At 58.7% G+C, this 23024-nt stretch carries 23 protein-coding genes; 13 read left to right on the top strand and 10 right to left on the bottom strand.

Translation table 11 applies throughout. The features are described 5' to 3' along the window. Nucleotides 1-201 precede the first annotated feature (201 nt). Nucleotides 202-1515, bottom strand: coding sequence for a tRNA uridine-5-carboxymethylaminomethyl(34) synthesis GTPase MnmE (gene mnmE, locus VHB22_RS09405; protein ID WP_325456709.1), 1314 nt, complete (start codon nucleotides 1513-1515; stop codon nucleotides 202-204). Nucleotides 1516-1600: 85 nt separating this feature from the next. Between mnmE and VHB22_RS09400 the strand changes: the two genes are divergently transcribed. Then, entirely contained in the window at nucleotides 1601-3634 is a 2034-nt protein-coding gene (locus VHB22_RS09400) for a thioredoxin domain-containing protein (RefSeq protein WP_325456708.1), read from the top strand. Nucleotides 3635-3710: 76 nt separating this feature from the next. Beyond that, nucleotides 3711-4679, top strand: coding sequence for a sterol desaturase family protein (locus VHB22_RS09395; RefSeq protein WP_325456707.1), 969 nt, complete (start codon nucleotides 3711-3713; stop codon nucleotides 4677-4679). A 221-nt stretch (nucleotides 4680-4900) separates the two neighbouring features. Here VHB22_RS09395 and rho read toward each other — a convergent pair whose 3' ends face one another. The 3 genes from rho to hemE form a co-directional block, all read right to left on the bottom strand. Further along, on the bottom strand, nucleotides 4901-6166 hold the full coding sequence (gene rho / locus VHB22_RS09390; protein ID WP_325456706.1) for a transcription termination factor Rho: 1266 nt from the start codon (nucleotides 6164-6166) through the stop codon (nucleotides 4901-4903). Nucleotides 6167-6379: 213 nt separating this feature from the next. After that, nucleotides 6380-6913: a protoporphyrinogen oxidase HemJ gene (hemJ, locus tag VHB22_RS09385; protein WP_325456705.1), complete on the bottom strand. Its 534-nt coding sequence runs from the start codon at nucleotides 6911-6913 to the stop codon at nucleotides 6380-6382. Further along, nucleotides 6910-7962: a uroporphyrinogen decarboxylase gene (hemE, locus tag VHB22_RS09380; protein ID WP_325456704.1), complete on the bottom strand. Its 1053-nt coding sequence runs from the start codon at nucleotides 7960-7962 to the stop codon at nucleotides 6910-6912. The genes hemJ and hemE overlap by 4 nt, the downstream gene beginning before the upstream one ends. Nucleotides 7963-8410: 448 nt before the next feature. On the opposite strand from hemE, the gene VHB22_RS09375 reads away from it, so the two are divergent. Genes VHB22_RS09375 through dnaQ form a run of 5 tightly spaced genes read left to right on the top strand, consistent with a single transcriptional unit; the run spans nucleotide 8411 to nucleotide 12050 of the window. Further along, nucleotides 8411-9262, top strand: coding sequence for a pyruvate, water dikinase regulatory protein (locus VHB22_RS09375; RefSeq protein WP_325456703.1), 852 nt, complete (start codon nucleotides 8411-8413; stop codon nucleotides 9260-9262). Further along, on the top strand, nucleotides 9255-9866 hold the full coding sequence (locus VHB22_RS09370; protein ID WP_325456702.1) for a Maf family nucleotide pyrophosphatase: 612 nt from the start codon (nucleotides 9255-9257) through the stop codon (nucleotides 9864-9866). The genes VHB22_RS09375 and VHB22_RS09370 overlap by 8 nt, the downstream gene beginning before the upstream one ends. Continuing rightward, complete coding sequence (locus VHB22_RS09365) at nucleotides 9863-10699, top strand: shikimate dehydrogenase (RefSeq protein ID WP_325456701.1); 837 nt, start codon at nucleotides 9863-9865, stop codon at nucleotides 10697-10699. The genes VHB22_RS09370 and VHB22_RS09365 overlap by 4 nt, the downstream gene beginning before the upstream one ends. Beyond that, nucleotides 10693-11310 (top strand): dephospho-CoA kinase, encoded by a 618-nt coding sequence (gene coaE, locus VHB22_RS09360; RefSeq protein WP_325456700.1) that lies wholly within the window; start codon nucleotides 10693-10695, stop codon nucleotides 11308-11310. The genes VHB22_RS09365 and coaE overlap by 7 nt, the downstream gene beginning before the upstream one ends. 23 nt (nucleotides 11311-11333) lie before the next feature. Further along, nucleotides 11334-12050: a DNA polymerase III subunit epsilon gene (gene dnaQ / locus VHB22_RS09355; RefSeq protein WP_325456699.1), complete on the top strand. Its 717-nt coding sequence runs from the start codon at nucleotides 11334-11336 to the stop codon at nucleotides 12048-12050. Nucleotides 12051-12059: 9 nt separating this feature from the next. On the opposite strand, the gene secB is transcribed toward dnaQ, so the two are convergent. Continuing rightward, complete coding sequence (gene secB / locus VHB22_RS09350; protein ID WP_325456698.1) at nucleotides 12060-12572, bottom strand: protein-export chaperone SecB; 513 nt, start codon at nucleotides 12570-12572, stop codon at nucleotides 12060-12062. A gap of 99 nt (nucleotides 12573-12671) precedes the next feature. Further along, the gene (locus VHB22_RS09345; protein WP_325456697.1) at nucleotides 12672-13208 is read right to left on the bottom strand and encodes an FxsA family protein; all 537 of its coding nucleotides are present in this window, start codon (nucleotides 13206-13208) and stop codon (nucleotides 12672-12674) included. 290 nt (nucleotides 13209-13498) lie between these two features. Here VHB22_RS09345 and VHB22_RS09340 point away from each other — a divergent pair, with 290 nt between their 5' ends. From VHB22_RS09340 to VHB22_RS09330, 3 genes are all read left to right on the top strand, one after another. After that, a complete protein-coding gene (locus tag VHB22_RS09340; protein WP_325456696.1) occupies nucleotides 13499-14254 on the top strand; it encodes a Tim44/TimA family putative adaptor protein in 756 nt (251 codons plus the stop codon). Between the two features lie 216 nt (nucleotides 14255-14470). Next, nucleotides 14471-15613 (top strand): murein transglycosylase A, encoded by a 1143-nt coding sequence (locus tag VHB22_RS09335; RefSeq protein ID WP_325456695.1) that lies wholly within the window; start codon nucleotides 14471-14473, stop codon nucleotides 15611-15613. A gap of 29 nt (nucleotides 15614-15642) precedes the next feature. Next, nucleotides 15643-16245, top strand: coding sequence for a Smr/MutS family protein (locus tag VHB22_RS09330; RefSeq protein WP_325456694.1), 603 nt, complete (start codon nucleotides 15643-15645; stop codon nucleotides 16243-16245). A gap of 8 nt (nucleotides 16246-16253) precedes the next feature. On the opposite strand, the gene VHB22_RS09325 is transcribed toward VHB22_RS09330, so the two are convergent. Together VHB22_RS09325 and VHB22_RS09320 are read right to left on the bottom strand one after the other, a co-directional pair. Beyond that, on the bottom strand, nucleotides 16254-16760 hold the full coding sequence (locus VHB22_RS09325) for an invasion associated locus B family protein (protein WP_325456693.1): 507 nt from the start codon (nucleotides 16758-16760) through the stop codon (nucleotides 16254-16256). After that, on the bottom strand, nucleotides 16760-17266 hold the full coding sequence (locus VHB22_RS09320; protein WP_325456692.1) for an RNA methyltransferase: 507 nt from the start codon (nucleotides 17264-17266) through the stop codon (nucleotides 16760-16762). Before VHB22_RS09320 ends, VHB22_RS09325 begins: the two co-directional genes overlap by 1 nt. A 50-nt stretch (nucleotides 17267-17316) precedes the next feature. On the opposite strand from VHB22_RS09320, the gene VHB22_RS09315 reads away from it, so the two are divergent. Then, a complete protein-coding gene (locus VHB22_RS09315) occupies nucleotides 17317-18294 on the top strand; it encodes an NADPH:quinone oxidoreductase family protein (RefSeq protein WP_325456691.1) in 978 nt (325 codons plus the stop codon). A 16-nt stretch (nucleotides 18295-18310) separates the two neighbouring features. Here the strand turns inward: VHB22_RS09315 and thpR are convergent, their stop codons facing one another. Further along, a complete protein-coding gene (thpR, locus tag VHB22_RS09310) occupies nucleotides 18311-18883 on the bottom strand; it encodes an RNA 2',3'-cyclic phosphodiesterase (RefSeq protein ID WP_325456690.1) in 573 nt (190 codons plus the stop codon). Nucleotides 18884-18927: 44 nt separating this feature from the next. Further along, a complete protein-coding gene (locus tag VHB22_RS09305) occupies nucleotides 18928-19617 on the bottom strand; it encodes an arylesterase (RefSeq protein WP_325456689.1) in 690 nt (229 codons plus the stop codon). A 116-nt stretch (nucleotides 19618-19733) separates the two neighbouring features. On the opposite strand from VHB22_RS09305, the gene VHB22_RS09300 reads away from it, so the two are divergent. Both VHB22_RS09300 and VHB22_RS09295 read left to right on the top strand, forming a co-directional pair. Further along, entirely contained in the window at nucleotides 19734-20447 is a 714-nt protein-coding gene (locus tag VHB22_RS09300; protein WP_325456688.1) for an ABC transporter ATP-binding protein, read from the top strand. Then, nucleotides 20444-23023, top strand: coding sequence for an ABC transporter permease (locus VHB22_RS09295; RefSeq protein WP_325456687.1), 2580 nt, complete (start codon nucleotides 20444-20446; stop codon nucleotides 23021-23023). The genes VHB22_RS09300 and VHB22_RS09295 overlap by 4 nt, the downstream gene beginning before the upstream one ends. The last annotated feature ends 1 nt before the right edge of the window (nucleotide 23024 follow it).

The raw sequence follows: 23024 nt of genomic DNA, 5'->3' as shown, positions 1-23024 counted from the left end.
GCGCCATCACCTACTGTATTGTAGGTCACCGCAAAAGAGCGACCCCAGCCCCGATTTATCGGCCTGGCCATAACAAAGCGAACAACCGGCCCCGAGACGGCGGAGCCGCAGACAGCATCACGGTTAAAAAAGGATGATTCACGTGAAACAACACGAAAAACGAGTCCGTCAAGCCTGATTCACGTGAAACACTTCATTAACTCACTTCCCAATGCAAAATCGGCTGAAAACCTGGTCGAGCACGTCTTCCACGTCGACCCGCCCCGTAATGCGACCAATTTCGTGGGCGGCCCGGCGAACATCCTCCGCCCGAAGCTCAATGGCGTCGGGCGCCCCTTCCAAAAACGCTCTGATCGCTCTCTGCGCCGCTTCCAGGCTCTGCCGGTAGCGTGCTCGAGTCAAAGCCGGGCCCGTCGCCTCCCCGATGATAGCCGCCGCCCGCGCCGCGATCTCAGCCACAAGTCGATCCAGGCCTTCACCCGTCACGGCCGAGACCGCCAGCATTTCATCTGTTGATTCCCGGCTGAGATCCGCCTTGGAACGAATTGCAAGACTTGTTTCACGTGAAATTCCCTCCGGCACATTTGAGTCGCCGGTTTCACTGAGCCAGAGAGTCAAATTGGCATCGCGCGCCGCGACTAGGCTCCGGCGGATGCCCTCACGCTCAATCTCGCTTGCGGCTTCGCGAATGCCTGCCGTATCTGCGACGACAACGGGCAGACCTGCCAGATCCAGCCGGACTTCGATGACGTCCCGCGTCGTCCCGGCCTCCGCCGAAACGATCGCCGCATCCCGGCGTGCGAGCGCATTAAGCAAGCTCGATTTTCCCGCATTCGGCGCCCCGAGCAGCGCCACGCGAAACCCTTCACGTACAATCTCCCCCCGATGCCCATCGTCGAGATGCGCGGCGATTTCTGTCGAAAGCGTCCCAGCGCGCTTTCGTGCCTCGTTGAACGAGGATGACGAAACGTCCGTTTCGTCGGAAAAGTCGATGGCCGCCTCGACGAGCGCAGCGATCTCGATCAACCGCGCTCGCCATCCTTCGTAGATTTTCGACAGCGTGCCGGCCGATTGCCCTAGCGCTTGCCTGCGCTGGGCGTCTGTTTCCGCTTCGACCAGATCCGCGAGACCTTCGACTTCAGCGAGATCCATCTTGCCATTTTCAAACCCTCTCCGCGCAAACTCTCCTGGTTGTGCGAGGCGGCAACCCTCAAGCCTTCCCAGCGCATCGAGAAGCGCAGCAACGACAGCCCGGCTTCCATGAACTTGGAACTCCACGACGTCTTCGCCTGTTTCGCTGTGTGGCGCAGCGAACCAAAGCACCAATGCGCGATCGATAGCTTCTCCAGTTGACGGATTCCGGATTGTCCGGAACGCCGCGGCGCGGGGCTTGGGAACCGGCGCCACCATTTTTTCCAGTGCGGTCCGAACCGCCGTACCGGACATGCGAACGACGGCAACGCCGGCGCGCCCAGGTGCGCTCGACAGCGCGAAGATTGTTGAAGCCTCAAACATCCCGTTCGCGTACTCGTAGAACCGGACCCTCGCAACCAGATCTCCAAAGCATCCTTGAAATGACCCTCGCCTTTCTGGAATCCCGATGAGCGAAAACCGGCTGAAATACGAAACAAGCCCTTATCTTCTTCAACATAAGGACAATCCTGTACACTGGTGGGCCTGGTCTCCCGAAGCGCTTGCAGAGGCGAAACGCACCGGCAAACCGATCCTCCTTTCGGTGGGATATGCGGCCTGCCATTGGTGCCACGTGATGGCGCACGAGAGCTTCGAAGATCCCGGCACTGCCGAAGTGATGAACGAGCTTTTCGTCAACATCAAAGTCGATCGCGAAGAGCGGCCCGATATCGACGCGATCTACATGGGTGCACTGCATCGACTCGGCGAACAAGGCGGATGGCCGCTGACGATGTTCCTCGATAGCGATGCAAAACCATTCTGGGGCGGCACATATTTTCCACGTGAAGCACGCTACGGACGTCCCGCTTTCGTGACGGTGCTCCTCCGCATCTCGGAGGCATTTCACAATCAGCCGGACAATGTTCGCAAAAACACCGAAGCGATCCTCGCTTCTTTGAAGGAAACTCCGGCAGAAGACCGATCAGGAGCACCTCGGCCAAAAACCAAAGATGTTGTCGACGCTATCGCGCGCGCCGTCGACCGCGAGCACGGCGGCCTCTCCGGCGCACCGAAATTTCCGCAATGGAACGTGTTCTGGCTGCTATGGCGCGGCGCCATCCGATACGACGATCCAAACGCACGGGACGCTGTCGTCACGACGCTGCGCCACATCTGTCAGGGCGGCATCTACGATCATTTGGGCGGTGGCTTCGCACGCTATTCCGTCGATGAACTTTGGCTTGTGCCGCACTTCGAAAAGATGCTGTACGACAATGCTCTTTTGATCGATCTCCTGACAGAGGTTTGGCGCGAGACACAAGAACCGCTGTTCGCAACACGAATTGCCGAAACGATCGATTGGCTCGCGCGCGAAATGATCGGTGAAAGCGGCGGCTTCGCAGCATCGCTCGATGCCGACAGCGAGGGCGAGGAAGGCAAGTTTTACATCTGGAACGCAGCCGAGATCGAGGATGTCCTTGGTGCGGAAGACGCTGCATTCTTTTCACGCGTCTACGGCGTCACGTCCGATGGTAATTTCGAAGGCCATACGATCCTCAATCGTCTCGGTGCGCCCGCGCTCCTTTCGGAAGATGAGGAAGCACGTCTTGCCGGAATGCGTGCAAAACTCCTTCAGCGTCGCGCATCTCGCGTGCGGCCGGGATGGGACGACAAGATACTCGCCGATTGGAATGGGCTAGCAATCGCCACAACCGCACGCGCCGCGATCGTCTTCGAAAAACCGGAATGGCTAGCGCTAGCGGAACAAGCGTTCGCTGCTATCGTCGGCAAGCTAGCAGCCCCCAATGATCGCCTCTTTCATGCATTTCGCAATGGTATAGCAAAGGCACCGGCATCCGCATCGGACTACGCCAACATGATCTGGGGCGCGTTGCGTCTCTTCGCGGCGACGGGGTCCGAGCCCTATCTCGAACATGCCAGGCGCTGGGCTGACGTCCTCAACCAGCACTATTGGGATGAAACAAACGGGGGCTACTTCACGGCAGCGGACGACACGGCGGACGTCGTCGTTCGTTTGAAAAGCGCCAGCGACGACGCCGTGCCAAGCGCGAACGCTATACAACTTTCGAATCTTGTCGCCCTCGCCGCCCTAACCGGAAATTCGAACTATGACGAGCGCGCTCGCCAGATCGTCGACGCCTTTGCGCCGGCCGTCGCGCGAAGCCCGGTCGGACATTGCGGATTGCTCGCAGCGGAACTCGACTTGGACCGCCTGGTTCAAGTTGCCGTGAGCGTAGAGAAGGGATCGGCGCTGCGGGGCGAACTGCGGCAGCTCTCGGTGCCCGGCGCTCTCGAATTTGTTGGTGAAGCGACCCCTGGCGCCGGTCCTGGCTCACCGCTCGCTGGAAAAAGGGCCATTGACGGAAAATCAACAGCTTACGTTTGCGTTGGCCCCGTGTGCAGTGCCCCGATCCTAGATCCGGGATCATTGAACGCGGCGCTGCGGCAAGCCAGAGGCCAAGCGCGAGCAGCCGAATAGGACCTTTTTACCGCGTTGAAAGGTCTCAGAAGTCAATCACTTGGCGGGTACAGGCTACGAGGACTATACAAGCTCCATGAGATATCTGCGCGAAATCGTCCGCTACGGGTATGCCCCGTTCATGATGCTCGGATTGACCGGAGCTGCCTACTGGGTAGTTTCCGAACTCGTCGTCGCACAAGGCCACACCTGGGCGTATATGCTGATCGCGCCTCTTCTCGGTGTCGCCTACCTCACCGCCTTCGCAGCCGAACGTATCGCTCCCTTCTTCGACGAATGGAACGATCACGCTGCACACGGTGACACGCCAGCCAATATTCTGCATGTCATCGCCTACGAAGCCTCGGCGACGAACGGCGTTCTGTTGATCCCGGTGATCTGCTGGCTGTTTCCGTATCAGGGCCTATGGCCGACGGAATGGCCGATGTGGGCGCAGGTATTGATCGCGTTTCTGGTTGCCGACTTCGCCTTCATGGCGATGCATTACCTGAGCCACAGATTTCCGACGTTGTGGCGATTGCATTCGGTGCATCACGGCGTCGGCCGCCTCTATGGCCTCAACGGCGTGATCCGCCACCCGCTGCACCAAGCCCTCGATATGGTCATCGGTAACATGCCGCTCGTGATAATCGGCATGCCGGTTCCGGTCGCCGTCGTGCTTGGCTTCCTCATCTCAGTCACGCTGATTGTCCAGCATTCGAACGTTGACGCGCGTCTCGGCCCGCTCGCACCGCATCTTTCGATCGGCCGTATCCACCATATGCATCACGTCAATTGGGGCACCGAAGGCGACTGCAACTTCGGCTTATTACTGACTGTCTGGGACAAGATGCTGGGCACATTCGTTCCCGAACCGTCGCGGCCGATCACCGCGAAAGACATGGGCGTCGATGAGCTACCCAATTTCCCCAAAAGCTTTGTCGAACAGCTTATCCTGCCGTTCATATATAAACCCGGAGCCGGCGAACCCGAACGCTATAAAAAGCAGCCGCAGAGCCAAACCCCAGCACAAGAAGCGCGCCGCATCCTCGACGCTGCGGAATAAATAGCGGGCAGCATTCACGCTCGATATCGACGACTGAGTATCTATCCCTAGTCGGTACATTTCCGTCCGGGCTTTCAGCGAAAACGGCGCTCCGATACGTTCGCGCCTTATAAACAAGCTGTGAATTTCCTGTGGACTACGAGCGACCCTATCGAAGTGTGATCGACAACAAAAAAGGCCGCTCCAATTGAGCGGCCTTTGCGTTTCTCATGAAACGAACTTTAGGTGTTCATCGACTGGAAGAACTCGCCGTTCGTCTTTGTCGACTTGAGCTTGTCGATCAGGAACTCGATCGCATCCATCGTGCCCATCGGGTTCAGGATACGGCGCAGCACGTAGACCTTCTTGAGCTGATCCCTCGGAACCAGAAGGTCTTCTTTGCGCGTGCCGGAGCGCGCGACATCGATGGCCGGGAACACACGCTTGTCGGAAACCTTCCGATCCAGGATGATTTCCGAGTTGCCTGTACCCTTGAACTCTTCGAAGATCACTTCGTCCATGCGCGAGCCGGTATCGATCAGCGCCGTCGCGATGATGGTCAGCGACCCGCCCTCTTCGATATTCCGCGCCGCGCCGAAGAAGCGCTTCGGCCGCTGCAACGCGTTCGAGTCGACGCCGCCGGTCAAAACCTTGCCTGAAGACGGAACAACCGTGTTGTAGGCCCGACCCAAACGGGTGATCGAGTCGAGCAGGATGACGACATCCCTCTTATGCTCAACAAGACGCTTAGCCTTCTCGATGACCATCTCCGAGACTTGCACATGCCGCGACGGCGGCTCGTCGAACGTCGAGGAGATGACCTCGCCTTTGACGTTGCGCTGCATGTCGGTGACTTCCTCGGGACGTTCGTCGATCAGAAGCACGATCAGGTAGCATTCGGGATGGTTCGCCGTGATCGAGTGCGCAATATTTTGCAAAAGCACCGTCTTACCGGTACGTGGCGGCGCCACGATCAGGGCGCGCTGTCCCTTGCCCAGCGGCGAAACGATATCGATGACGCGCGATGAAAAGTCCTTGATCGTCGGGTCTTCGATTTCAAGTTTCAGCCACTTCGTCGGATACAGCGGCGTCAGGTTGTCGAAATGGCTCTTGTGCTTCGCCTTTTCCGGATCTTCGAAATTGATATTGGAAACCTTGAGAAGGGCAAAGTAGCGTTCGCCGTCCTTCGGCGAGCGGATCTGGCCTTCAACCGTATCGCCCGTCCGAAGCGCGAAACGCCGGATCTGCGAGGGCGAGACGTAGATATCGTCGGGACCGGGCAAATAATTGGCTTCCGGTGATCTGAGAAACCCAAACCCGTCCTGCAGGACTTCGACGACACCGGTCGCCGTAATTTCGGTTTCTTGCGTCGCAAGCTGCTTCAGCGTCGCGAACATCAATTCTTGTTTACGCAAGGTCGAGGCATTCTCGACGCCCGTCTCTTCGGCAAAGGTGACGAGCTCGGCGGGGGATTTCCGCTTCAGATCCTCGAGCTTCATTTGTTTCATTTAAGGAGAACTCCGCGGGGCGCCACATGGAACCGTGGCATCGTGTAGTGTGGTGAGATGAATGAGATGGCCCGACGGCGACAAGGCGGGCGCCCTGTCATAATGCTGCGGACGTTCACGGGGTTGCATTCACCGCGTCAGAACGTGCCGTCTGCCAAAATCCTTATGAGGACGGCTATATATAGCAGATCGCTACGCACCTGAAAAGGGTGTTCAAAACGGCTTCACGATCACCAGGATCACGATCGCGACCATCAGCACGGTCGGGATCTCGTTCACAATCCGCCAGTGCCGGGCCGGTTTCGTGTTGCGGTCTTCGCGGAAAGCCCGGGTTGCGGCAGAGAGATACCCATGCAACCCCGAAAGGGCGAGAACACAAGCAAGCTTGGCATGAAACCAGGGGGCCGCCCAATAGCCGCTCTGCCAGAGAAGCCACAGTCCCAAAATCCAGGTCACGACCATAGCCGGAGTCGTGATGATGTTGAGCAGCCGCTCCTCCATGACCTTGAAAAGCTCGGACTGGGGCGAACCGACCGGCACATCGGCATGATAGACAAAAAGCCGCGGCAGATAGAGCATCCCGGCGAGCCACGAAATCACGGCTATGACGTGGAACGCCTTGATCCATGGATAGGCGGCAACGCCGAATAGCCAGACCAACAGCCCGGCGCCCGCAGCCGTCAGGACAAGAGACAAACCAGCTCGCCGTGCCGACGCCTGACCTGAATTCGAGACGGCCATCTTCATCCCTTCGCGCGAAGTCGCTCAACAACGCGAGCGACATTCTCCGGTGGCGTATCTGGCACGATGCCGTGTCCAAGGTTGAATACAAACGGCAAGCCGTTCATAGACGCGCAAATCTCCTCGACCCGCCGATCGAGCGCATCACCCCCCGTCAACAACAGCAACGGATCGAGATTACCCTGCACAACCGTGCCACTCCGCGCTTTCTTCTGCATCACGCCCAGAGGACAGGACGTGTCGCAACTCACACCATCGACGCCCGTAGCCTCGATATATCGCGTAAGCATGGCCGACGCGCCACGCGGAAACCCGATGATCGGAACACCCGGATGCCGCGCGCGCATCGCTTGTACGATCTTCGCGGTCGGAGCAATAACCCAGCGCTCGAATTGATCGTCCGCGAGGCTTCCTGCCCAGCTGTCGAAAATCTGCAGAGCATCAGCTCCGGCGCGCACCTGTCCCGAAAGATATTCAATCGATGCATCCGTCAGCAGCTCGACAAGCTGCGAAAATCCTTGCGGATCGCGATACGCCCAATGTCGCGCCGCGCTCTGATCGGCAGAGCCTCGTCCTTCGACCACATACGTTGCAACGGTCCACGGTGCCCCACAAAATCCAATCAATGCCGTTTCACGCGGCAAATCTTGTCGCAAGCGTGCGACCGTTTCACAAACAAGCGAAAACTTCGCGCCCGTTTTCGATAAGGCGAGTCGGCCGAGATCATCAAGCGCGCGAATAGGATCGAGGCGCGGACCTTCGCCTTCCTCGAACCGCACCGTTTGTCCCAAAGCGTCCGGCACAACGAGAATATCGGAAAACAGGATCGCTGCATCGAAACCGAACCGCCGGATCGGCTGCAACGTCACCTCGGCCGCAAGCTCTGGCGAATAACAGAGCTTCAAAAAACTTCCGGCTTGCGCACGGACCTTTCGGTATTCCGGCAGATAGCGGCCGGCTTGTCGCATGAGCCACACGGGAGCGGGTGCAACTGCCTTGCCTGTGAACGGGAACAAGAACCGCCGTTCTGCAGTTCGGCTTTCGAGATCGCGCACCACTTCACTCCCTTCACTTAAGAATTCAGAATTTTCTGAAAGTTATTTTTTTGACTCTTAGGAGCGGGGTAATCGGGGATCTCTCTCTCGTCCTCGCGCGATCCACAACCCGCCAACACCACAAACGTTCAGCCACGACCGATAGAGCTTTTCGCCCATCGGATGCAATAGAGCGATAAGCATCTTGTTAATCAACGGCTTGTGTTAGCCCTGCAGCATCCACGCGAAGGCAGTCATTGTTGACAACTGCCCTATAGCCGTCGGACAGATCGATTGTCCCCATGGACAGCGGCTCGTCGAACAATCTCTTTCTTGTTCGATGAGATGTGCGTATCCCCGTGGGTGGGTCGGCAGTTGTTCTCTCAACCAGAAGCCCATCACCAGCGCGCTGGGATAACGCAGCGGTTTTGAACAGACTTCCGGTTGGAATTGAAGAGACGGTACGGTCATGGCATTGCCAAGCATGTTCCACATGCACCTAGTATCGGATGCGACCGGTGAAACCTTGGTCGCGATCGCGAAGGCTGCGACCGTCCAGTATCAGAACATCCGCGCCATCGAGCACGTACATCCGCTGGTCAGGACACAACGGCAACTGAAGCGCGTCCTGAGCGATATTGCGCAAGAACCGGGCATCGTTCTCTATACCGTCGTCAATAAGCTGCTCGCGGACGAACTCGAGAAACATTGTCAGCAACTGAAGATCCCCTGCCTTGCGGTGCTGCAACCGATTATGCAGGTCTTCGAGAGCTATCTCGGCGCACCGCAAACGCCGACGGTCGCGGGACAGCACGTGCTCGATGCCGATTACTTTCGCCGCATCGATGCGATGAATTTCACGATGGCCCACGATGACGGCCGCCTGCCGGACAATCTCAGTGATGCCGATATCGTGCTCCTCGGCATCTCGCGCACATCGAAAACGCCGACGAGCCTTTATCTTGCGCAACGCGGCTACAAGACGACGAACCTCCCGCTTGTTCCGCAGGTGCCGTTACCGGAACAGCTCTTGGAGCCACATACAGCATTTGTCGTCTGCTTGATCGCAAACGTCGACCGCATCGCCGATGTCAGGCGCAATCGCGCAGTGTTGATGGCCGACCGCGATCTTGAAACCTATGTCGATCGCGATTTGATCTCGGCAGAAATAGCCTACACGCGCAAAATCGCTGCGCAATACCGCTGGCCGATCATTGATGTCACACGCCGCTCGATAGAAGAATCGGCGACAATGATTCTCAAGCTCCTGCAAGATCGAAAATCTGGCATGAAGTCGGAAGCGGAGCCCTCCCATGCCTGAAGCGAGCCGGTTAGTTCTCGCCTCGGGTAGTGCCACCCGGCGCGCTCTGCTCGAAGCCGCAGGTCTCGTCTTCGACGTCATTCCGGCAAATATAGATGAGACGGCGGTTCGAAGTGCAATCCTCGATGCGACCACGGGCGCCGAGGGCGTCGACATCGCAAGCGTCCTCGCCGCTGAAAAGGCACGACTCGTATCAGAAAAACAGCCCACCGCCCTCGTCATCGGAGCCGATCAGGTGCTGGCACTGGGTGGGAAGATTTTTGGAAAGGCTGAAAGTATCGCCGAGGCGCGCGAAATTCTGACAATGCTACGCGGCAGAACGCACGAACTCATTTCGGCGGTAGCGTTGGCGCGCGGTGGACGCGTCCATTGGCAAACGAGTGACTTCGCGGAAATGACTGTACGAAATTTTTCGGACGAATTTCTCGGCTGCTACTTGGAAAAGATCGGCAACCGGGCTTTGCAGAGCGTTGGCTGCTACGAACTCGAAGGACCGGGCGTGCAACTCTTTGAACATATCGATGGCGATTACTTCACGATCCTCGGTATACCCCTCATAGAGCTGCTGGCGCGCTTGCGCCACGAGGGCATGGTCACGGCATGAAACGCGCCTGTGTGATCGGCTGGCCTATTGCCCATTCGCGTTCGCCGATGATTCATAACTTCTGGCTGCGTCAGTACGGTATCGAGGGCACATACAGCAAAGAAGCCGTGAAGCCCGAAAATCTCAACGCTTTTCTGCAATCGCTCGAAGCCAACGGCTTCCGCGGTTGCAATGTCACGGTTCCTCATAAAGAGCCTGCATTTGCAATAGCCTCGATCCGGGAGCCGTCGGCTCTGGCCGTCAACGCCGCCAACACGCTTTGGCTCGAAAGCGGGCGCCTGGCCTGCGCCAATACGGATACGTACGGCTTCATGGCGAACCTCGATGCCTCGGCGCCCGACTGGAAATCGCAAACGGGGCCAATCATCGTGTTGGGTGCGGGCGGATCGGCGCGGGCGGTTGTCTACGGCTTCCTCGAAGCGGGCATGGGCGATATACGTCTCTTCAATCGCACGCAAATACGGGCCGCCGAGATCGCCCGTCACTTTGGATCCCGTGTTACGGCATTCCCATGGGATGAAAGAAATGCCCACGTGTCGAACGCCGCTGTCATCGTCAACACGACGACACTCGGGCTGAATGGCGTCGGAAATCCGGAAATCGACTTTTCGCGCACCAATCCGAAGGCCGTGATCGCCGATCTCGTCTACGTCCCACTGGAAACCCAGTTTCTGAAGGCCGCCCGCGCTTATGGCCTCGTCGGCGTGGATGGGCTCGGCATGCTGTTGCACCAGGCAGTGCCGGGGTTCGAGAAATGGTTTGGCGTTCGCCCGACCGTGACGCCCGCGCTTTACAACTTGGTCGCTGAAGACATTGGTGGGGGCAAATGCTGATCGTCGGATTGACCGGCTCGATTGGCATGGGGAAATCGACAGCCGCTGCGCGATTTCGCGAACACGGGATAGCGGTATTCGATGCAGACGCAGAAGTGCATCGCTTGTATGCAGGTCCGATCGCGGTAGAGATCGAACAAGTTTTTCCCGGCGTGACAGAAGGCGGCGTCGTCAACCGCGCAAAGCTTTCTCAGCAATTGCTCGGAAATCCCGATAGATTCAAAAATCTGGAATCCATCGTCCATCCGCGCATTCGCGAGAGCGAACGCCGCTTCGTGCAGGAGGAACATGCGCGGGGCGCTCCGATCGCGGTTCTCGAAGTACCGCTCCTGTTCGAGGCGGGAGGATTTGAAAAAGTCGACGTCATCATCGTCGTCAGTGCCAGCAGCGAAGTGCGACGTGCACGCGTTCTGCCCCGCCCAGGCATGACCGAAACGAAATTTGAAACGATCGTCCATCGGCAACTGTCGGAAGCCGAAAAGAAGAAACGCGCTGATTTCGTTGTGGACACCAACGGGACGGTTGCCAACTGCAACAGCCAAATCGATCTGATCGTCGGTAAACTACGCGAGCGTCAAGGTCAGGCTTACGATCATTATTGGCGCGACTGAAGTTGTGGGGGGGATGGGGGACGATGCGCGAAATCGTGCTCGATACCGAGACGACGGGACTGGATCCGAAGAAGGGCCACCGTCTCATTGAGATCGGCGGCATCGAAATGTTTAATCGCATCCCGACGGGACGTGAGTTCCACCGCTTTATCTATCCCGAACGCGACGTGCCCATGGAAGCCCAGGAAATTCACGGCATCACCACCGAATTTCTTGTCGGCAAACCGCTCTTTCGCGACGTATTCCGGGACTTCCTGGCGTTTGTCGGAGATGACGTTCTCGTCATCCATAACGCGCAGTTCGACATTATGTTCTTGAACCATGAACTTGAACTGGTCGGCGAAAAACCGCTGAGCTTCGATCGGGTCGTCGACACGTTGGCGTTAGCGCGGCGGCGTCATCCCGCTGGGCCCAATACGCTTGATGCTCTTTGTAAACGCTACGGAATCGATAATTCGCAGCGCACCAAACATGGCGCTATCGTCGATAGTCTTCTCCTTGCCGAAGTTTACGTCGAACTGCTCGGCGAACGCCAGGCGGCCTTCGGCCTTCAAGTCGCAGGCGGCAGTGCTGCTGCTTCGGCACAACGGCGAACAGGCAAACGGATAGCCGCGAAGCCGCGTCCGGAGCCTCTACCCGCGCGGCTCACCGAAGCCGATATCGTGGCGCACCGCACGTTCATAGACAAGATTGGCGCCAAGGCGATTTGGAATCGCTTCTGGGAGACGGTCGCTTCGTGACGGGCGCGCCTAGACGGTAGCCTTGCCGCCGCCAGCCTGCTGCGCCAGCTGTTGCTGCCGCCGCATGTAAAGATTTCCGAAATCGATCGGGTCCAGGAGTAGCGGCGGAAACCCGCCCTCCCGCGTCACGTCCGCAACGAGCCGGCGCAGGAATGGGAACAGCATCGTCGGTCCCGAGATGAGCAGGAACGGTTCGAGCGCCTGCTCCGGAATGCTTTCGATTTTCAAAAGCCCCGCGTACACCGTCTCCAGAATGTAGATTGTGCCGAGATTGTTCGTCGCCGTCGCTTTGAATTCGATCGCTGTCTCGAACAAGTCGTTTTCTATGCGGCTCGCGCCGACATTGACCTCGACCTTCAGGTTTGGCTGATCGCCCGGACTCGTGATGAGTTTGCGGATGTTAGGATTCTCAAACGAAAGATCCTTGACGTACTGATTTACGATCTTCGCCTGGATCGGTGTCTGCTCTTCGGGACTTGCCGCACCGGCCGAACCGTTTCCAGAATTTCCGTTTTCAGCCATGTCATCCTCGTGCTTTCGATCCCGTCGGCGGGCTCGCTAGCATGCGGCTCTGGTGCACGCAATGGAAGCTTCTCCCGGCGGCAAGCCGTAGCGCGGACGTCAATAACGTCGCCCATACCGGCGCGGTTGCACAGATTTCCCGGGATGCAACGGACGTTCGCTCAAACGTTCATACTCGCCTTCGATCACAATGCCATCGGTTTCATCGTGAGACGGCGGCTCAGAGGTCCGGAACGCGCCGCGGCTGACCTCCGCTTGATAGTGAAAAAACGTGACGAGCTTCAGCAGACCGGTGCGGATCGTAAAGCGGCGCACTTGGGGGATCAAAAGGACAAGCCCAGCCACATCGGAAAGCACGCCGGGAAGGATGAGCAGTAGCCCGGCCAGGACCTGCAAAAACCCGTCAAAGAGCGGCGAAAAGCCCTCGCGGTCGGAATTAAGCCGCGATAACGCCCGCTCGAAAACGGACATCCCGACTTTGCGGATGATGTAGGTGCCAAGAAGCGCAGTTCCGAGAATAAAGGCTGCGAGCCACCAGATCCCGACGGCCTGTCCAAGCCTGATCAGCAACCCGATCTCCAGCAAAGGGAGGGCCGCCAGGACAAGAATGACAGCGATCTTTAAGGGTTGAGACATAAGCTCTCAGCATAGCTTGCGGCACCTTAGCGCGGATAAACCAAGCCAGCCACTGGCCGCGCGCAAGCTCTGTTAAGCGTTTTCAACGGTATTCACATAATCGCGTCCTGAGGGGGCAATGTGTCGGAGAACGTTCCCCGGATGCCAGCCGCGAGACTTCGATGTCGACAGCTGATATAGTTCCGAACCTACAAAACCTTGCCCCGGCGCCCTAGATAGGATGCTAGACGACGGGCAATTCGACGCGGCAGCAGCACCGCCCGCACCCACCGGAGGCTCAAGCCTTAAGTATGTCTGGTCAATTTGACTTTATCACCCTCATTGCGCTCATCGTGGCCGTCGCCGCGATTATTAAGCTTCGGAGCGTTCTCGGGCATCGGACGGACGATGACGAGCAGCGTGTTGAGAGGCTGAGAGCGCGTCAGCGGGAAGCAAGCCAGCGTGCCGGTGCCGACGGCACATCCGGAGATGTCATTACCCTGCCACGCCGTGACCGCGATACCGCGCCGGCGACGCCCGCCGTTGAGGCTACGACCGCGGACGTTGAATCACGGATAAAGGCTTATCCCGTAACGGATCCGTCCATCACGACGGGCCTCCTCGATATCGCAAAAGTCGATCCGGCGTTCGATCCCGAGGAATTTCTCGGAGGCGCCGGCCGAGCATATGAGTTGATCGTGTCGGCTTTCGCGGAAGGCAACCGGCGGATGCTCAAGGACTTACTGAGTAAGGATGTCTTCGAGGGCTTTAGCTCGGCGATCGCCGAACGCGAGGCGCGTGGTGAAACCTTAGATCAGCAGTTTGTCGGCATAAAAAAAGCTGAGATCACTGAAACCGACGTGAAGAACGGCATAGCCTCGATAACGGTCCGGTTTAACAGCGAGCTGATTTCAGCAACCCGCGACAAGGCGGGTGAAGTCATTTCCGGCGACGCTCAGAAAATCAAGGACGTTACGGATATCTGGACGTTCAGCCGGGATATCTCGTCGGCGAAAGCGCGCAGTAACCCGAATTGGCGATTGGTGGCGACACAGGCGCCGAATTAGATCACAATCGCTGCCCGGTGAGGCCGGGCCTGGTTGTCAGTGCCGGTCCCCGCCGGGGTTGGGAACGGGGTCAGGCACTGGGGGCGCCTTATGGCCGATGCGAGGTGCGGCCACAAATCGCCAGATAATCGCTCGACGTTCGCTGGAGCAATATTGGCTGCTTCGGCAATCTGGTCAGCGCAACCCGTCGTGGCCTCTCCAAGATCGCTAAACGGCATGCAAACGCACGCGGTTACGTTCGAGCCGACATCCTTCCGTGATGTCCCAGGATGGAGCGAAGACAATCATCTCGCGGCCTGGAAAGCATTTCTCGCTTCATGTGACCCTGTCCTGAAAATCGCGGATCAGAACCGCAAGTCCAACACGTTCAAGAGCCAGGAAGCGCTATTTCGCGTGTGCGCCAGGGCACTCGACGCGGCAAAAGACAAAAGCATTCGCACGTCTCAGGATGCCCGTCGCTTTTTCGAAACGAACTTTCGTCCGCATCGCGTCACCGGCACCAAAACCAACGGGCTGCTGACCGGATATTACGAGCCTGTGCTTCAAGGGTCCCGGACGCCGACGCCGGCTTTCAAAATTCCGATCTACCGCCGTCCGCCCGATCTCGTGAACCTTGTTGCGGAAAGCGAGCGTGGCGCAAAATCCGCTTCAGCCACCCACATGCGCCAGACCGCGCACGGGCTCAGGCCCTATCTGACGCGCGCCGAGATTGAGCAAGGCGGTCTTGCCGGTCAGGGCCTTGAACTGATGTACTTCAAGGACCCCGTCGACGTTTTCTTCATGCAGGTTCAGGGCTCGGGACGTGTCCAATTGCCGGACGGAGAGAGGGTGCGCATCGCTTACGACGGCAAGAACGGTTACCCCTATACGTCGATCGGACGCGCTTTGATCGACCAAGGCGAGATCAGTGCACGAGCCATGTCGCTCAATGCGCTGAAACAATGGCTGCGCAAAAATCGCGAGCGCGCCAAAGCCGTTATGTGGAAGAATGAATCCTACGTCTTTTTCCGCGAATTGACGGGTGCGACGGCTCACGGCCCCATCGGCGCGAACAACGTCCCCTTGCAACCTGGGCGCAGCTTGGCGGTCGATACATCCTATTACGCGCTGGGGACGCCAATCTTCGTCGATGCGCCAGCAATTACGCACGCGACGAAAAGTGGAACTTTCCGCCGGTTGATGATTGCCCAGGACGTGGGATCGGCGATCAAAGGTCCGGAGCGCGGCGATATCTACTTTGGGTCCGGCGATAAGGCCGGACGTCTCGCAGGCGTAACCAAAGAGCCGGGACATTTCATCGTTCTGCTGCCAACAGAGGGCGCATCCGGCGATGTCGTAACGGTGGGCAGCGCGCCGTGAAGAAGCCGCACGGAAAGGGCAGTCGGAAAGTGCCTGTTTCCCACGATGAGGAACTCTGGCACCACACCGCCGCGACGATTGAACCGCTCAGACGTGGCAAGCCACGCGTGCACCTGAGCGACCGCGCCACGGACGCCGACAATTTGAAATCGACGCCGCTGCCGAAGCCCTCACCCTCGAAGAGATCTTCGACCGGTCCGGAGAAAGCCGCCGCGCCGGTCAATAAATCCCGCGAAACGCTGGCTCGCCCTCATGCCCCGGACCTTTCCGCGTTCGATCGCACCAGCGCCCGCAGGATCCGCAGCGGTCGCATCGAAATCGAGGCGCGCGTCGACCTACATGGTTTGCGGCAAAGCGAGGCCCACGCCATGCTCCGCGCTTTTCTCTTTCGCTGCCAGAACCGGGGCATGCGTTATGTGCTGGTCATCACAGGAAAGGGTAAAGCGTCGCGCCACTCCGAAGACCCGTATCGACATCATGAGAGTGAGCGCGGCGTCCTAAGGCGAAATGTCCCGCGATGGCTTGAAGAACCGGACATGCGGGGCATCGTCGTCAGCTTCACGGCGGCGGCCATTCAGCATGGCGGAGAAGGTGCGATCTATGTGCACCTGCGCTCGAAAAGCAGAACCTGACCTCGATATCAGAAACAACTCTGTTGCATCTTTTGCAACGCTGCGTCGATGCCGGACAGCGAATAGGTATCTGTCACCGTTCCATGATCGGAAACCACGGCGACAGTCATCGTGTTTCCGCGACGCATGGCCTCGATCAACTTCAGTTCCTGTGTCGAATCCAGGACGTAGGCGCGATCATTGGAGCCGAAAAGCTTGTACCCGCTTGGCCCGACTGATGCCTTTCCTTGGGCCTTCTTCTTAATGTCGAATCCCATACGGAAGCTGACTTCGCCACGAATGCCGTCCTTGGGCCAAGCGGAAATGTAAGCTCGTGGCGCTTCACGTTGCGCGTCTTTCGGCGTGCTGGATTTTGGCTCGCTGGTGACAAAACAGAAGAGATGCGGTTTTTCGGAATCGGTAAGCAGCGTCCAGGCGCCATAGGTATCGACACGCGTCATAGTCGCGGCGCCCATGGCCGGCGAAGCGCATGCAAGAAAAATAAAGGCAGCGAGAAAGCGCCGCGATCCGTGCATTAAGGTCCCCCTTCGCCAATCGGCCGATCGGCGAAACGTGCTAGAGATTTGACACGGTCATACATCACGATCGCCCCCGCCATCGCAACATTGATGCAAAAACGCGTGGGGATTTTGATGACGTAATCACACCGGGCGAGCAACGGCTCAGACAGCGATCCAAGCTCCGGGCCAAGCACGTAAGCCGCGCGCAAAGGGTGCCGGAAACTCGGAAGATCGATCGCCTCGTCCAGAAGCTCGATTCCGACGAGCTTGCAGCCGCCGGGCAGTGCCATATCGTCGAGCGTCGTCCAATTGTAATGCGGAAGATGCAGCTGGCTTTTCGACGTATCGGCGTGCGCTTCTATGGCTCTGTACGTCGCCCCAACCGTAAACGTGAAGCTGGCGCCGAACGCGTTGGCCGAACGCATGAGGTTGCCAAGATTGAGAGACTTTGACATGCGTTCTGCTCCGATGGCGAAATAGCCCTTCGGATGCGGTGGCCAAGTCGTTGCTTTTCTTGACATTGCCTCGCGCTCGTGTGTCGGAAGAAGATCAGCGTGAGGGGACGTCCCATATGAAGGCAGCTCTTTGCAAGAGCCTTGATGGCCCTCAGGCCCTGAGCCTCGAAATGCTGCCGGAGCCGATACCCGGGCGGGACCAGGCCATTATCCGCGTCAAGGCCGTCGGGCTCAATTTTGCCGACACATTGATCACCCGTGGCAAATATCAGTTCAAGCCCGACCTGCCATTTTCTCCCGGCGCGGAGATCGCAGGCGTCGTCGAATCTGCACCCGAGACGGATTCGCAACTTTCACCGGGTCAGAAAGTCATGGCGTACGTAAATTGGGGTGGTGCCGCCGAAAAGATTGCCGTCGCGGCCGAAACTCTCATTCCCATCCCTGAGAATGTACCGCTGACCGTCGCCGCAGGTCTCTCGGTGACGTACGGCACGGCGATGCACGGATTGCGCGACCGCGGCCGCCTCAAAAAGGGCGAGACCGTCGTCGTGACGGGTGCGGCGGGCGGCGCAGGCCAAGCCGCAATCGAGATCGCCAAATTGATGGAGGCACGCGTTATCGCCGTCGTGTCGTCTCCGGAAAAGCGCGAGATCGCAAAGGCCGCCGGTGCCGACGATGCGATTCTTTTCCCGGGCACGGATCTGAAGGCCGAGGTTCGCGCATTGACCGGCGGCAGCGGCGCCGACGTCGTCTATGACTGCATTGGCGGCGAAGCGGCAGAATCTCTGGTTCGGGCTCTCGCGTGGCAGGGTCGGTTTTTGGTCGTGGGGTTCGCCTCCGGAGAAATTCCCAAACTCCCGCTCAATTTGCTCCTCCTGAAAGGCGCGGAGATGAGCGGCGTTTTTTGGGGTGAATCCGTCCGCCGCGATCCGGAAGGGCATCGCGCCAACATGTGCCAGTTGCTTGATTGGGTGGCGGCCGGGCGTCTCTCGCCGCGCATTCAAGCGACCTACCCCATCGAAAAGATCGTCGATGCGCTAAGTGTGCTGGATCGGCGCGAAGCAAAAGGCAAAATCGTCCTGACGATCGACTAGAACAGCAAAATACCAATCACCAGGTTGACTCCCCGTCTTCACTTAAAAACTCCATTCCGCGGACGGGAAATCGATCTTCGATTCCGTAAGGTCCGCCGCCGACGCTCGGACGCGACGACATCAGCAGCGTTCGCGTCACAAAGAACGGCTCGGAACGATAGCCGCTATATCGCGTCAGAAAACGCGCCACCGCTTCGGCGTTTGAATGCCGTAAGCGCGCGAGCGTGACATGGGGACGAAACACGCGCGTCTCAGGTGCGAGACCAGCGTTTCGTGCAGCCTTCTCATGGGCGCGGGCTAGGTCCTCAAGCTGTGGCTGGGGTTCGACGCCGGCCCAGATTGCGTGGGGGTCGTCGCCACCGAAGGCTCCGAGTCCGGAGATACGTAACTCAAAGCCGTCGATCTCGATATTGGCAAGATTGGAGATAAATTCGCGCGCTTCGACGTTGCCGATGTCGCCCGCAAATCGCAGCGTGATGTGATAGTTTTTGGGATCGATCCATCGCGCGCCGGGGAGCGGCATGCGTAAGCGGTGAAGCTCTTGGCCGATTTCGTCGGGAATCTCGATGGCCGTAAACAGTCGAGGCATCGATCTCTCCTTACGCCCAGTTGAACGATATCGATCTCGCGGCCTTACTTCGCAGCCGTTTTCCGCTGCGTGATGCGTTGGACGAGGGCCTCGGCATCCGGCAGGATGCGTTTGACGATCTCAGCAACGCCGGCGGCCGTCGGATGCTCGCCGTCGGCCTGCGTGTATTTGGGATCGAGCGCTACCCCTTCCAGGAAAAACGGATAAAGCATGACATCATACTTCTTGGCGAGGTCAGGATATATCGTGTCGAAATTTTTGACGTAGTCCGGTCCCCAATTATTGGGCGCCTTCATTCCGGCAAGGAGAACATCGACGCCTTTCGATTTGAGCATCCCGAGCATCTTGTCGAGGTTGGCGCGAGGCTGCTTCGGATCGACACCGCGCAGCACGTCGTTAGCGCCTAGCTCTAAAATCACCCCATCGGGCTTCGGCTGCATCGCCCAATCGAATCGGCGAAGACCGTCTGCCGTGGTGTCGCCGGAAACGCCTGCGTTGACGATCGAGACCTTGTAGCCTCTCTTCTGAAGGGCCATCTGCAGCTGGGCCGGAAAAGCCTCATTGGCTTTGAGACCATACCCGGCCGTCAGACTATCGCCGAAAGCCACAATGGTGACCGGCGGCGCAGACGTATCGGCAGCAGCGGAAAACGGCACGGCGAGCGCCGCGAAAACAGAGAAAGCCAATGTCGCAGCAAAAGTCGGAGCCATTCCGATAACGTGGAGAGCGTCCATTATTCGGCCCCACCCATCGCGCAAATCATTGATCTGACGTAGAGCTTCGACTTCCGAGAGACAAGCCCGCACCGCGGGAAAATTGATCGTCACCCTATCTGCCGAGGCAATCTCGCTTGAACGAACCGATTATCCAACTCGACAACGTACATCTGACGTTAACGAGCCGGGCAGGGCCTGTGCACATTCTCCGCGGCGTATCACTCGACGTCCCGGCAGGTCAGCCCGCCGCGATCGTCGGACCCTCAGGCTCGGGCAAAACTTCGCTACTGATGGTGATGGCAGGCCTCGAACGTGCAAGCAGCGGCACCGTTGCGGTCGCCGGACGTCAGCTTGCCGGATTGTCGGAAGATGGTCTTGCGCTCCTTCGCGGCGCGGAGATGGGCATCATCTTTCAGTCGTTTCACCTGGTGCCAACGATGACGGCGCTCGAAAACGTAGCGCTGCCGATGGAACTTGCTGGCGACGCGGATGCATTCGAAACCGCGCGAGGTTTGTTGGAAGAAGTCGGGTTGGCAACCCGTACCGACCATTTCCCGGCGCAACTCTCGGGTGGCGAGCAGCAGCGCGTTGCGATCGCGCGCGCGCTCGTTCGTGAGCCCCGCATCATCTTCGCCGACGAGCCAACAGGCAATCTCGACAGCGGCACAGGACGCCAGATCATCGATCTTCTTTTTGGGTTGCGTGAACGGCGAAACGCAACACTGATCATCGTCACGCATGACGATCACCTGGCGGCGATGGCGGACCGCACCATCCGCATGGCCGACGGCAAAATTGTCGGAGATGAAACGAGGATCGTTTCAACAGTTCGCGCGGTGTCGCCGTGACTGTCGCACTCGAGTCCCGCGCGAATTCTGCCGCGCGCCGCACCGGCTTTATGACCGTTCTAAAGCTCGGTGTTCGAGAGCTACGTAGCGGTTTCAAGGGTTTTCGCATTTTTATTGCTTCCTTGGCGCTGGGCGTGATGGTGATCGCAGCCGTCGGCGCGCTCGCGGATGCACTTCGCGCTGGGCTTGCCAGTCAGGGCGAAACGATTCTCGGCGGCGACATGACGTTCTCGCGAATGCACGTCCGCGCGACGCCGGAGGAAGCGGCGCTATTTCGCGCATTAGGCCAAGTTAGCGAAACGTCGACGATGCGCACGATGGCGCGGAGCCTCGACGGGTCGGACCAAGCGCTGGCGGAATTGAAAGCCGTCGATGCCTCCTATCCCCTTACGGGCGAGACAACGGTCGAGGGCGGAACCCGGTTCGCCGAAGCAATCAACGATAATGGCGCCGTCGTCGATCCGATGCTTCTCGAACGTCTGGGTCTCAAAATCGGCGACCGCTTTCGCATCGGCGCTGCCGAAATCGCCGTTCGCGGCGTCCTGAAAGCCGAACCCGACGCCGTCGCAGATCGGCTCACATACGGACCGCGAATTTTCGTCTCGCTCGCAACGCTCGACAAAACGGCGCTCGTAAAGCCGGGCACGCTTATTCGTTGGCGCTACGCCGTCAAATTGCCGAAAGGCGCGCCAGCAGATCGTAAAGCGCTCGCAGACGACCGCAAATCGGTCGAGAAAAAAATGCCGACTGCGGGTTTCACCAGCGTCGATCGCTATGATCCGTCGCCGCAGATCACGCGCACGCTTGAACGGTTGCGTCAGTTTTTGATCCTGATTGGTCTGGCATCGCTTTTGATCGGCGGCGTCGGCATTGCCAACGCCGTCGCGACGTTCATCGACAAACGCGTCAAAGTCGTCGCCACGATGCGTAGCATCGGAGCATCAGGTGGGCAGGTCATTGGGATTTTCCTCGTTCAGATTTTCCTAATGGCGGCCATTGGTATCGTGATTGGCTTGGCGCTAGGTGTGGCGGTTCCACCGCTGATCGAGAACGTATACGGCGATCTTCTGCCGATCCGAACAGGCATTCACGTTTCGCCAGAGAGCCTCGGGCTGGCGGCGCTGTATGGATTGCTTGTCGCGCTCATCTTCTCGCTCTGGCCGTTGGGCCGTGTCGAGAATGTTCGCGTCGCCGCGCTTTTTCGCGATTCGGCTGTCGGAGCAGTCGGTCGTCCGCGCAAAGCAATCATAGCAGCAACGGTCCTCCTTGTAGCGCTCTTGTTTGCCATCGCCGTTCTGACCTCGGAACCGCATAACATCGCAGTGTACATCTCGATCAGCCTGGCGGTCATGCTCATCGCCTTCAGTGCTCTCGGGGGCTTGATCACGCGCCTCGTCAAAAGGATTCCGCGGCCGTCGTCGCCCGAATTTGCGCTCGCCTTGCGTAATATCGGCGCGCCGGATGGACTGACGCGATCCGTCGTCCTGTCGCTCGGCACCGGACTTTCATTGCTCGTTGCCGTCGCGTTGGCGAATGCAGCACTTGTTGCCGACCTACAGGAACGGCTGCCCGAGCAGGCGCCGGACTACTTCCTTCTCGATATCGCGCCCAACGATTTCGATGCTGTTAAATCGAAGATCGTCCGGGACGTCCCGGGCGCGACCTTGATCGATGCCCCGATGCTGCGAGGCCGCCTCGTAGCGCTGAAAGGCAAGCCTGTCGAAGACCTCAAGGTTCCGGCCGATGTCCAATGGGTCCTGAACGGCGACCGCGGCCTGAGCTACGCCGATACGTTGCCGGAAGGCTCGACACTCACCGACGGATCGTGGTGGGCAAAGGATTACAAAGGCCCGCCGTTAGTCTCTTTCGAAGGCGAAATCGCCAAAAAGCTAGGTCTTGGCATCGGCGACAAAGTCACCGTGAACGTCCTTGGTCGCAACGTCGAGGCGACCATCGCAAACCTCCGCGATGTGAATTGGGAAAGCTTGGCGCTCAACTTCATCATGGTGTTTTCGCCGAACACACTCGAAGCCGCGCCCCATAATGTCCTTGCAACCCTTCGCCTGCCGCATGGAACCTCGCGTGCTACGGAAACGGCGATGGTGCGAGACTTGGGCAAATCCTACCCCGCCGTGACCGCAATCCGCGTGCGTGACGCGATCGACCAGTTCAACAAGATCTTTGCGCGCGTCATGGTGGCCGTCAAAGTAGCGGGCAGCGTGACGCTGGCCGCCGGCGCGCTCGTTCTTGCAGGTGCACTGGCGGCCGCACAGCGAAGGCGCATTCTCGAAGCGGTGGTACTGAAAACGATTGGCGCACGGCGGTGGCAGATCATGAAAGTGCACGCATTCGAATACGCCCTGCTGGCCGTCATCACCGCACTGGTCGCCATCGCCCTCGGAAGCTTGGTCGCATGGATCGCCGTAACCCGCGTGATGGAGATCGACTTCGTCTTTTCGTTGAACGCCGTTCTTGAGACACTGGCCATCGCTGGCCTGATGATCACCGTATTCGGCGGCGTCGGCACATGGGCCGTGCTGCGGGCACCTGCCGTTCCCTACCTGCGCTCGGAGTGAA

Source organism: Hyphomicrobium sp., assembly GCF_035548195.1.
Lineage (GTDB): Bacteria > Pseudomonadota > Alphaproteobacteria > Rhizobiales > Hyphomicrobiaceae > Hyphomicrobium_B.
Note: the sequence above shows the minus strand (reverse complement) of the source record. Positions and strands in the feature narration are given on the sequence as shown.

What these genes read in the sequence shown, in the direction of transcription:
- mnmE (WP_325456709.1), bottom strand. Translation starts at nt 1,515, where the DNA reads ATGTTTGAGGCTTCAACAATCTTCGCGCTGTCGAGCGCACCTGGGCGC.
- VHB22_RS09400 (WP_325456708.1), top strand. Translation starts at nt 1,601, where the DNA reads ATGAGCGAAAACCGGCTGAAATACGAAACAAGCCCTTATCTTCTTCAA.
- VHB22_RS09395 (WP_325456707.1), top strand. Translation starts at nt 3,711, where the DNA reads ATGAGATATCTGCGCGAAATCGTCCGCTACGGGTATGCCCCGTTCATG.
- rho (WP_325456706.1), bottom strand. Translation starts at nt 6,166, where the DNA reads ATGAAACAAATGAAGCTCGAGGATCTGAAGCGGAAATCCCCCGCCGAG.
- hemJ (WP_325456705.1), bottom strand. Translation starts at nt 6,913, where the DNA reads ATGAAGATGGCCGTCTCGAATTCAGGTCAGGCGTCGGCACGGCGAGCT.
- VHB22_RS09375 (WP_325456703.1), top strand. Translation starts at nt 8,411, where the DNA reads ATGGCATTGCCAAGCATGTTCCACATGCACCTAGTATCGGATGCGACC.
- VHB22_RS09370 (WP_325456702.1), top strand. Translation starts at nt 9,255, where the DNA reads ATGCCTGAAGCGAGCCGGTTAGTTCTCGCCTCGGGTAGTGCCACCCGG.
- VHB22_RS09365 (WP_325456701.1), top strand. Translation starts at nt 9,863, where the DNA reads ATGAAACGCGCCTGTGTGATCGGCTGGCCTATTGCCCATTCGCGTTCG.
- coaE (WP_325456700.1), top strand. Translation starts at nt 10,693, where the DNA reads ATGCTGATCGTCGGATTGACCGGCTCGATTGGCATGGGGAAATCGACA.
- dnaQ (WP_325456699.1), top strand. Translation starts at nt 11,334, where the DNA reads ATGCGCGAAATCGTGCTCGATACCGAGACGACGGGACTGGATCCGAAG.
- secB (WP_325456698.1), bottom strand. Translation starts at nt 12,572, where the DNA reads ATGGCTGAAAACGGAAATTCTGGAAACGGTTCGGCCGGTGCGGCAAGT.
- VHB22_RS09345 (WP_325456697.1), bottom strand. Translation starts at nt 13,208, where the DNA reads ATGTCTCAACCCTTAAAGATCGCTGTCATTCTTGTCCTGGCGGCCCTC.
- VHB22_RS09340 (WP_325456696.1), top strand. Translation starts at nt 13,499, where the DNA reads ATGTCTGGTCAATTTGACTTTATCACCCTCATTGCGCTCATCGTGGCC.
- VHB22_RS09335 (WP_325456695.1), top strand. Translation starts at nt 14,471, where the DNA reads ATGCAAACGCACGCGGTTACGTTCGAGCCGACATCCTTCCGTGATGTC.
- VHB22_RS09325 (WP_325456693.1), bottom strand. Translation starts at nt 16,760, where the DNA reads ATGCACGGATCGCGGCGCTTTCTCGCTGCCTTTATTTTTCTTGCATGC.
- VHB22_RS09320 (WP_325456692.1), bottom strand. Translation starts at nt 17,266, where the DNA reads ATGTCAAGAAAAGCAACGACTTGGCCACCGCATCCGAAGGGCTATTTC.
- VHB22_RS09315 (WP_325456691.1), top strand. Translation starts at nt 17,317, where the DNA reads ATGAAGGCAGCTCTTTGCAAGAGCCTTGATGGCCCTCAGGCCCTGAGC.
- thpR (WP_325456690.1), bottom strand. Translation starts at nt 18,883, where the DNA reads ATGCCTCGACTGTTTACGGCCATCGAGATTCCCGACGAAATCGGCCAA.
- VHB22_RS09305 (WP_325456689.1), bottom strand. Translation starts at nt 19,617, where the DNA reads ATGGACGCTCTCCACGTTATCGGAATGGCTCCGACTTTTGCTGCGACA.